Source organism: Pseudomonas veronii, assembly GCF_001439695.1.
Lineage (GTDB): Bacteria > Pseudomonadota > Gammaproteobacteria > Pseudomonadales > Pseudomonadaceae > Aquipseudomonas > Aquipseudomonas veronii.
In genome coordinates, this window is record NZ_JYLL01000058.1 from 1 (window position 1) to 8,061 (window position 8,061).

General features: G+C 56.6%; 8 protein-coding genes and 1 pseudogene. All 9 read right to left on the minus strand.

Annotated elements, in window-relative coordinates; genetic code table 11:
* Positions 1-672: pseudogene (locus TU80_RS33190) on the minus strand (ImcF-related family protein); the annotation flags it as partial.
* Entirely contained in the window at positions 659-1,669 is a 1,011-nt protein-coding gene (locus TU80_RS30745) for a hypothetical protein (RefSeq protein WP_057006127.1), read from the minus strand. The gene TU80_RS30745 and the pseudogene TU80_RS33190, both read right to left, overlap by 14 nt.
* 107 nt (positions 1,670-1,776) lie before the next feature.
* A complete protein-coding gene (locus TU80_RS30750) occupies positions 1,777-2,040 on the minus strand; it encodes a PAAR domain-containing protein (RefSeq protein ID WP_057006124.1) in 264 nt (87 codons plus the stop codon).
* Complete coding sequence (locus tag TU80_RS30755; RefSeq protein WP_057006125.1) at positions 2,037-4,370, minus strand: T6SS phospholipase effector Tle1-like catalytic domain-containing protein; 2,334 nt, start codon at positions 4,368-4,370, stop codon at positions 2,037-2,039. Before TU80_RS30755 ends, TU80_RS30750 begins: the two co-directional genes overlap by 4 nt.
* The gene (gene tli1a / locus TU80_RS32430; protein WP_082107747.1) at positions 4,358-4,891 is read right to left on the minus strand and encodes a Tli1a family immunity protein; all 534 of its coding nucleotides are present in this window, start codon (positions 4,889-4,891) and stop codon (positions 4,358-4,360) included. The genes TU80_RS30755 and tli1a (TU80_RS32430) overlap by 13 nt, the downstream gene beginning before the upstream one ends.
* A 138-nt stretch (positions 4,892-5,029) precedes the next feature.
* Positions 5,030-5,710 carry a Tli1a family immunity protein gene (gene tli1a, locus TU80_RS32435; protein ID WP_312023782.1) on the minus strand — a complete coding sequence of 227 codons (681 nt, stop codon included), beginning with the start codon at positions 5,708-5,710 and terminating at the stop codon, positions 5,030-5,032.
* Entirely contained in the window at positions 5,698-6,225 is a 528-nt protein-coding gene (tli1a, locus tag TU80_RS32440; RefSeq protein ID WP_411220337.1) for a Tli1a family immunity protein, read from the minus strand. Before tli1a (TU80_RS32440) ends, tli1a (TU80_RS32435) begins: the two co-directional genes overlap by 13 nt.
* Before the next feature lie 75 nt (positions 6,226-6,300).
* A complete protein-coding gene (gene tla1, locus TU80_RS30760) occupies positions 6,301-7,071 on the minus strand; it encodes a toxin Tle1 chaperone Tla1 (protein WP_057006126.1) in 771 nt (256 codons plus the stop codon).
* A 10-nt stretch (positions 7,072-7,081) separates the two neighbouring features.
* Positions 7,082-8,061, minus strand: a 980-nt coding sequence (locus TU80_RS30765; RefSeq protein WP_134939266.1) for a type VI secretion system Vgr family protein, incomplete at its 5' end; no start/stop codon positions are given.

The window sequence follows — 8,061 nt, forward strand, 5'->3', positions numbered from 1 at the left end:
CCAGAGGGATAACGGCAACTGCCAGCGCAAGTCACGGGCAAGGCGCTGCACCTGGCGTACACCTTTGCCCATCGAGACATCGTCGGCGGCCTGGGTTTCGTTCAGCGCCCAGACGACTCCGTCCAGCGCACGCCAGCGGCTCAGCCCACTCCAGCGCTCAGGGAATGATTGATCCAGCGCGGCCTGCGCACTGCCGCCCCACAGCAGGACGGTGCCTTGGCCTTCGAGCCATTGGTGAGCGGCCAGGGTGGGGGCGATGGCTTCGATTTCGGTGGGTTCGCCGATGATGAGCAGCAGGCGGGTTTTGTGGCGCCAGAAGAGGCCGTAGTGCTCGCGTAGGTGCTCGCGCACTTTTACCGCATCTGGCGATGCGGGTTCCCGGGTCAATCGCGAGTTCGGCGTTTCGGTGACCGCCCTCACGACCTGCTGTGCCTGGCGAAGCGCCAGACGATCCCAGGCCAGCAAAATGACCGGGCAGAACCAGCAGAGCGCGAACCACACCCCCAGCCCCCACAGCAGCAATTGCTTGAGCGGCATTTTCGGCCAGCCCAGATAGCCGCTGCACAAGCCATACAACAGACCACCGAGCAGTACCAGCAGCGTCATGATCAGCAGATAGCCCAACCCCACACGAACCAACGAGCCCTTACCCACGTCCTTAACTGTTGCCATAAGGCACCGCCACTCCAATCGCCAATCGTTGGTTTCCATCCTGGCTCAGCCAACCACAGGGCTGACCCGCCGCCCCCGCTTGCAGCAATGCCAGGGACATCCCGATAAACGGCGCCAGGTGCGCCAGCACGCCCCATTGCCCGGCCAGTTGATGTTCGACTGCCGACCAGCCGCCCTCTACAAACGCAGCCTGGCTGGCTCGATCCAGTGCCAGGCAGGTGGTCGGCGCAGATTGCAGTCCGGCGTAACGCTGCATCTGTGCACACAGCTCGACGGGCGACTGGCTTGCAAGGTATTCACCGCGATGCACCAACTGCCGCCCCTGCCAGCTCACTCGCCAGAAGAAACCCGCTTCACCCCCCAGCTCGCCCTCTTCGGCACTTGCCACCGACGCCACGCCGGCGCACAACAACCAGTCGTCCTCGCCACGACAATCGCGATGGAAGGTATCGATCAGGTCATCCAAATCAGTCAGGTTCTGTAGCAGCAAACGGGCCTCGGGCAACACCACTCCCGCCCGGACCAACGCCTCAACGAAAGCAGCCTGGCCGCTCTCATCCCCCACCCAGGCAATTGCCCGCAACTGTGGCCAGCACTCGGACAACCCCGGGAGGGCCAAGGTTAAACGGGTGAGATGCCGTGCCAGTGCAGGTTCACGCTCGCTGATCAAGCTCAGCGACAGTGGGCAACGCAACATGGGCTGTGTAGCGCCGGGTATCGCCAAGGGTGGCGAGACGCTTGTCATCAAGTTCAGGTAGTCTTCTTGCATGTCACCCGCCGGGCCGAGCAACAACACATCCTGCACCGGTAAACCCAGCGAGCGCCGTTGCCACCAAGCCTGCATGGCGACCTCCAGCGCGCGCAGATACACCTTGTGGTTGAACAGCTCGATCTGCCACACCAACACACGCACCGCCAGAATCAGCGCCCAGCACAGCGGCAGCACCGCGCTCCACAGCCACCATTCCAGGCGCGGTTGCTCCTGGGGCCACAGCATCAGCAAAACGGCCGACTGCACTCCCCACGGCAGTGCCAACCCCAACCACCAACTGCGCCAACGCGGCTCGCCCGGTTCGATAACGTCGGGGTACTCAGGCGGACGGTTCATGGCGCAACCACCATTGAAGTGGCCGGCAGGCTGCTGACCAACTGGCAACCACACGCGCAACGATGGCCGTGCAGCGCCACAGGCTTGCCGTCCATGGTTGAACCCGAAGCGCCTTCGGTAATGTGCGTAATGCCATGCAGGTTGCAGCGAACTTGATCATCCACGCAGGCCACTGGTTTGCCGAAGGCTTTGTAATGCCCCGACAAAACCTCACCGCCAAACGGGTGCAGTGGGTCGCCCATGCGTACCAGGGGCATCATGACACCAGCTCCTTAACCTGTTCGACCAACCCGCCAGTGCGTTTCAGATAGTCCAACATGTTCTGCCTGCGCAGGGCCTCTTCACCCTCGATAATGGCTTGCGTTTGCTGCGCCACCACCTCACCGATCGCAAAGGTCGGTTGCAGGATTTTCTCCGCCCCGGGCAGGAAAGGCTCCACTTTGCCACTGACGACATCGATCACCTGGTAGCCCACTGATGCACCAGCCAGCGTGCCTGCCAGACCTTTCCAGCCATGACGACGGATGCTGTACACCCCGCCCAGTACCAATGCGATGCCCACCACACGCCCGGCCACCACCACCGGGGTCATACGCTTGTTGGTCTCGTCGCCGAAATACACCATGCGGTAACGAAAATAATCCCCCCACAACTCCCGCGAACTCGTAGCGTCGTGCATAAACCAGGCACGCGAGTCATGCATCTGGTCGTCAAACAGCGCGACCAGTGCAGCTTTCTGCGGCGAATCGCTGACGCGAAACTTATTGCTGTTGTTCCCGAGCTCAACAAACAGCTCCTTGGCGCGCATTTCACCCTCGGCCTTGATCCGCTCATACTCCTGCTGCTCGTCGTCGTCATTGAGCAGGTACACCGTGTCCCTAAGCGCCACATCGACGACCCAGCCTGCCACGCTGGTCTGATCGCGCCGCCAACCTTGGTAGTCGTGTTCGAACTCCACAGCGGCCTCGTGGATCTGCTGCTGATCCCTTACCGGTTCGTAAGCCGGCGGGCTGGCCGTTCCCAACAGAAGCTGTGCTTCGTTCTCCTGACCCCGGGCCGCCTTGCGCTTTTCTTTGGCGATGGCTATCTCAGCCTCACGTTTGGCTTTTTGCGCCGCTTCCAGCGATGCATTGGTCTGTGTGGCTTGGCCGTAAAAAGGTTGATTGACGTAACTGCCACGGGCCAGACGCTCGATGCGCCAGCCAGTGAGCCAGGCCAATTGCGCGGCCATGGCGTCTTCGAGGGAGTGGCCCAGGCGTAGGAATGGGCCGTTAGACGGGGTGGTTTCTTCGGTTAGGCCCAGGGTATTGCGCCAGGCGTTGAAGCGGTCGATGAGTTCTGGAGTAATGTCAAACTCTTCTTTTGTATCAAGAGTCATATGTCGCGTAGGCAGCATCTGCCGGAGCTTATCTGGCAGCACCGCCTCAGGCACCGTCAACGGCGCTCCAGCCGCAAAAGCCTCCGCATACAGGTCATGTAGCACAATCTGCGACAGCAACTCGCCCGAACCGCCTCGCGCCTTGCCTTGATCCCCCGGTGGGTAACCGCCGCCCACATCCGAGTGCACTCCGGGGTAGACCACCTCTCGGGCATAAGGGGGATAAAGGCCATCTGCATAACGGATCGAGTCCAACGGGAAGCACAAGCGCTGCTCATGGGCCGCAACAAAATGCCGGCAGACCTTGATCCACTCGGGGAATGTCTTGACATCGGGTAACTGCTGCGTGCCATCGGCCCAGTCCATATGCCCGTCGGCAAAGGGCGCGGCATGGGCGCTGCCCACCGAAGCCACGGTGTCGAGCAAGCCAAGAAACTCGATGGTCAACGGCAGTCCCAATAATGCCTGCTCTGGGTGTTCGGCCTCTTGCGGGGTATCGAATAGCTCACTCAACCAGGTAACGAAGGTACGAGCCTCGGCCGCCCCACGGGAAAAACCATAGACGAACAGCTTGATCGCCAGCACCTTGGGCTGCACGGTCGCGACCCTGGTCCGCAAGGGCTCCAGCAGCGAGGCCATGGCCTGGCGCCGGCTGCTTTTACCCAGCGCAGTCAGCGGCCAGGTGGTGGCCATGGCTTTGAGCTTGGCCTGGGCGACTGGCAGATCCAACCCCTGCTTGTTGTTCAGGGCGAAGGACAGCGCATCGGCAATTTGCAATAGCCCCCAATTAACCCGGTCCTCCCCTCGATTGGCGAAGGCCAACCCGCGCATGCTGAAGTCCAGCTCGCCAATTTCAGGAAAGGGGGTGCCCACACCGGGGATGTAATAACGAAAGTAGCCGCTTTCCGGCTGCTCCAGAGTGGCGTGGTAGAGCCGAGCGATATTGGTCGGATGGGGCGGCGTGGCCTTATGGGTGTCGTAGGGTTCGTTGTTGTTAGTACCGTCAAAGAACAAGCTGATATGCAAGCTATGTGCGCAGGTAGAAGCACCACGTAAACCACGCAGGGCATTCAACTCTTGGCGGTACTGTTCCACCTCGATCATTTGTAGATCGTAGTTGGCACTTACGCTCTGCAAATCGCTGGGCAAGCGCCTTTTCTTGGGAAATATGGCCGGCACATAAACCGACTCAGCGTTCTTCACTTCGGACATACGACTGGCTCCTTCATTTCCAATGGTTCCTTGATGGGGCTATTGGGTGATGGATAGCGCCAACAAGACGTGGAGACCTTGACTTGATTGCAGGGTAAAAAATGCACTTCCAACGCACACAATCTGCCCTCATAAGGAGGGAGCTCTACTATGGTGCTATATCTCCCATAGTTTGCCTCATGCCTAGCCAACGCAACCTCATCAAAATTAAATCCATCAGGTTTACGCTTAATTTTTTCGTAAGGGCTCGGATCAGTTTCCCACTCCACTTCAAGTTTCAAGCCTGGCTGCCATTGCCTTGGCAACATCGCACAGCACATCCCACCACCATAACCATGCGGAGATATATTGGCGCCACCATAGCCATTCACCGAAAAGTAATTAATGGCCGCTGACGTGTGGTTCACTCCATTCAAATTACCCGCTAAAAACTTGGAGTCCCCCACCGAGCACCCAGCCAGTAACAAAAGTAAACAACCGCCCAACCATCGGCACATAGCACTGCCTTCTAAATAGTTCATCCCATGTTCCTTATTCACACTTAAGCTCTGTAAGAAAAATACCTGCGCCAAACCTCTTTCATTCAGAACCTCCTGCGACTCACTGGATAAACATCCTTTCTTGGAAAAAGTCAGACACATAAACCGATTCGGCGCCCTTCACTTCGGACATACGGCTGGCTCCTTCATTTCCAATGGTTCTTTAATCGGATATCCAGGTTGGCCATAAGCCATACAGGCAGTTGTGACTTTGATCTGATTGCACGGCAAGAAATGAACTTTTAATGAACACAGCTTTTCTATCTCATAAGCTGGGAGATCTACTATGGCACTGTGTTGTTTGTAGTTGGTTTTATGTTTGGCCATAAAAGTTCGAAATGCATCCGAGCCTAAAGGCGGAGATTTTGCATAGGGGTTCGGGTCAGTTTCCCACTCCACTTCAAGCTTCAAGCCTGGCTGCCACTGCCTTGGCAACATCGCACAGCACATCCCACCACCATAACCATGCGGAGATATATTGGCGCCGCCATAGCCATTCACCGAAAAGTAATTAATGGCCGCTGACGTGTGGTTCACTCCATTCAAATTTCCCGCTAAAAACTTGGACTCCCCCACCGAGCACCCAGCCAGTAACAAAAACAAACAACCGCCCAGCCATCGGCACATAGCACTGCCTTCTAAATAGTTCATCCCATGCTCCTTATTCACACTTAAGCTCTGTAAGAAAAATACCTGCGCCAAACCTCTTTCATTCAGAACCTCCTGCGACTCACTGGATAAACATCCTTTCTTGGAAAAGTCAGACACATAAAACGATTCGGCGCTCTTCACTTCGGACATATGGCTGGCTCCTTCATTTCCAATGGTTCCTTGATGGGGCTATTGGGTGATGGATAGCGCCAACAAGACGTGGAGACCTTGACTTGATTGCAGGGTAAAAAATGCACTTCCAACGCACACAATCTATCCTCATAAGGAGGAAGCTCTACTATGGCACTGTGTTGTTGGTAGTTGGTTTTATGTTTGGCCATAAAAATTCGAAATGCATCCGAACCTAAAGGCGGAGATTTTGCATAGGGGTTCGGGTCAGTTTCCCACTCCACTTCAAGCTTCAAGCCTGGCTGCCATTGCCTTGGCAACATCGCACAGCACATCCCACCACCATAACCATGCGGAGATATATTGGCGCCACCATAGCCATTTACCGAAAAGTAATTAATGGCCGCTGACGTGTGGTTCACTCCATTCAAATTACCCGCTAAAAACTTGGACTCCCCCACCGAGCATCCGGCGAGTAAAACAAGAAAACAACCGCCCACCCATTGGTACATAGCGCTGCTTTTTAAATAGCTCACCCTCTACTCCTTATTCGCACCAAAGTTCGGCATGAACCCACTTGCATTGCTCAACAGACAACTAAGGCCTATCAGCTAGACAACATCCGCCCTACTCCAATGCAACTCTGCGTATAATTTCAAGTCACCAAAATAGTTTTCTTGACTGGCTTGCAGCACTACGCGATAACAACATGCAAAACACTGCTCATGGGAAAGTTCCGAAAACCTCGCCCTGGCAACTTCGAACAGATTCTGTGCGTCACTGATGCTGCCCAACCGGTCAAATTGAGCGTCAGCCAAGTTGATGGGAGGAAAGGTTTCAGCCAGGGGCTGATTCGACCGATAGGTACCAGGCTGCCAGACAGGCTGCTGGTCCCGGTTCAGCCAACTCCAGAACAGGGTCACCCGCAGAAATTGCTCTTTCTGTTCTGGGCTCAATACGCTGGCCAACACTTCGGGCATTACGCGGGGGTCATAGAAGCGCAGCAATCCCGACTGGCCTCCCCACTCAAGCTGCGAGAGCCCCTGAAGGGACTTAGCCAAAACATCAAACGGCATAGGTGAAATCAACAGCATGAGGCGTGGCAGATGCCCGACTTGCTCAATCAGTTCTTCCAGCCAGGCTTTGTGCCGCCAGTCGTCGAGGTTGATTCGCATCAAAATGGGCGCCTGCGTCAACAGTGCCTCTTCTGGTGTTGCACTGAATAAAGAAAACCAGCGCATGCCCGGTTCCATAAGGCGAAGGGCCGGCAATAGGGATACATCCCAGGCGGCTTGATCAACCACGACATCGACATGCCCCACGTTCGCGGAACCGCACAGGCTTTCTATTTGCTCGATCCAGCGTGTGTAGTGTTCTTGCATTTTTCTACCCTCAGTCGGTGGCGCGCATGACCGCGCCCGCTGCTTGCGTTTGAGCAATTTTCAGGCACTCTTCGCACACCGAATGCGGCAACTCACGCAAAGGAAAGCGCTGGCTGGTCGTGGTTTCCCAGACGTGTTGGCCTTTAAGGTTGAGCTTGCCCGGGGTGTGGATGTCGATAGCGCCGCCGGGTGTGATGCGGATATACCCGCCACCACACGCCAAGGTGATGCCGTTTTTAGCCGTCAGTTGCAGATGCCCCTGTACGGTCTGCAGGGTGATGTCTTGCTGGGCAATCAGATTCAACACGTCGTTGTGGGATTCGATTTCCAGCGGCCCCTTGCCGGACACCAGGCGCATGCCTTCCTGCTGGGCAAGCAGGGAAATGGCCTGATTCGCATGGACGGACAGCCGTTGAGCGGCAGCCAGGTTGATCTCATCGTTGCTTTGCACATACATCGCCTCGCCGCTTTTGAGCAGCAGGCTTTCAGGGGTTACCGCACCAATGCCCTTGGGCGCACTGAGTAGGATGGCCGAGGCGTTCAGGTCTTTGGCGTGGTCCTGGAACTGTTGCAGACCATCAATGGCGGGTTTGCGACTGCGATGAGACTGGGCGATTGCCTGCCAGTCAGCGATTTGTTGTGTGGCTCCCGCGACCAGATCGGTGGCTGGCGCCATGGTGAGCACATCACCAGAAGCCTTGGCCTGTATATCCGCACTGATGAACAACCCTTTGCCTGCACGAATGCTCCCCCAAGCATCTGTACGTAGCTCAAACCCTTCCCCACGTTTTTTACGCTGACCATCCACCAAATGCCCAAGATTCAGCTGGCTCTTACCACTGTGCTCAGTACTGACCTTGACGTGCTCCCGCCCCCGCGTGTCATCCATCCGCAGCTTGTTGTTCGCCGGGGTACGCAGCACGTTGCGTTTGTAGTTACGCAAGGTCACATGATCGACATGCTGGCTATCGTGCAACGCGTGCGCGATGT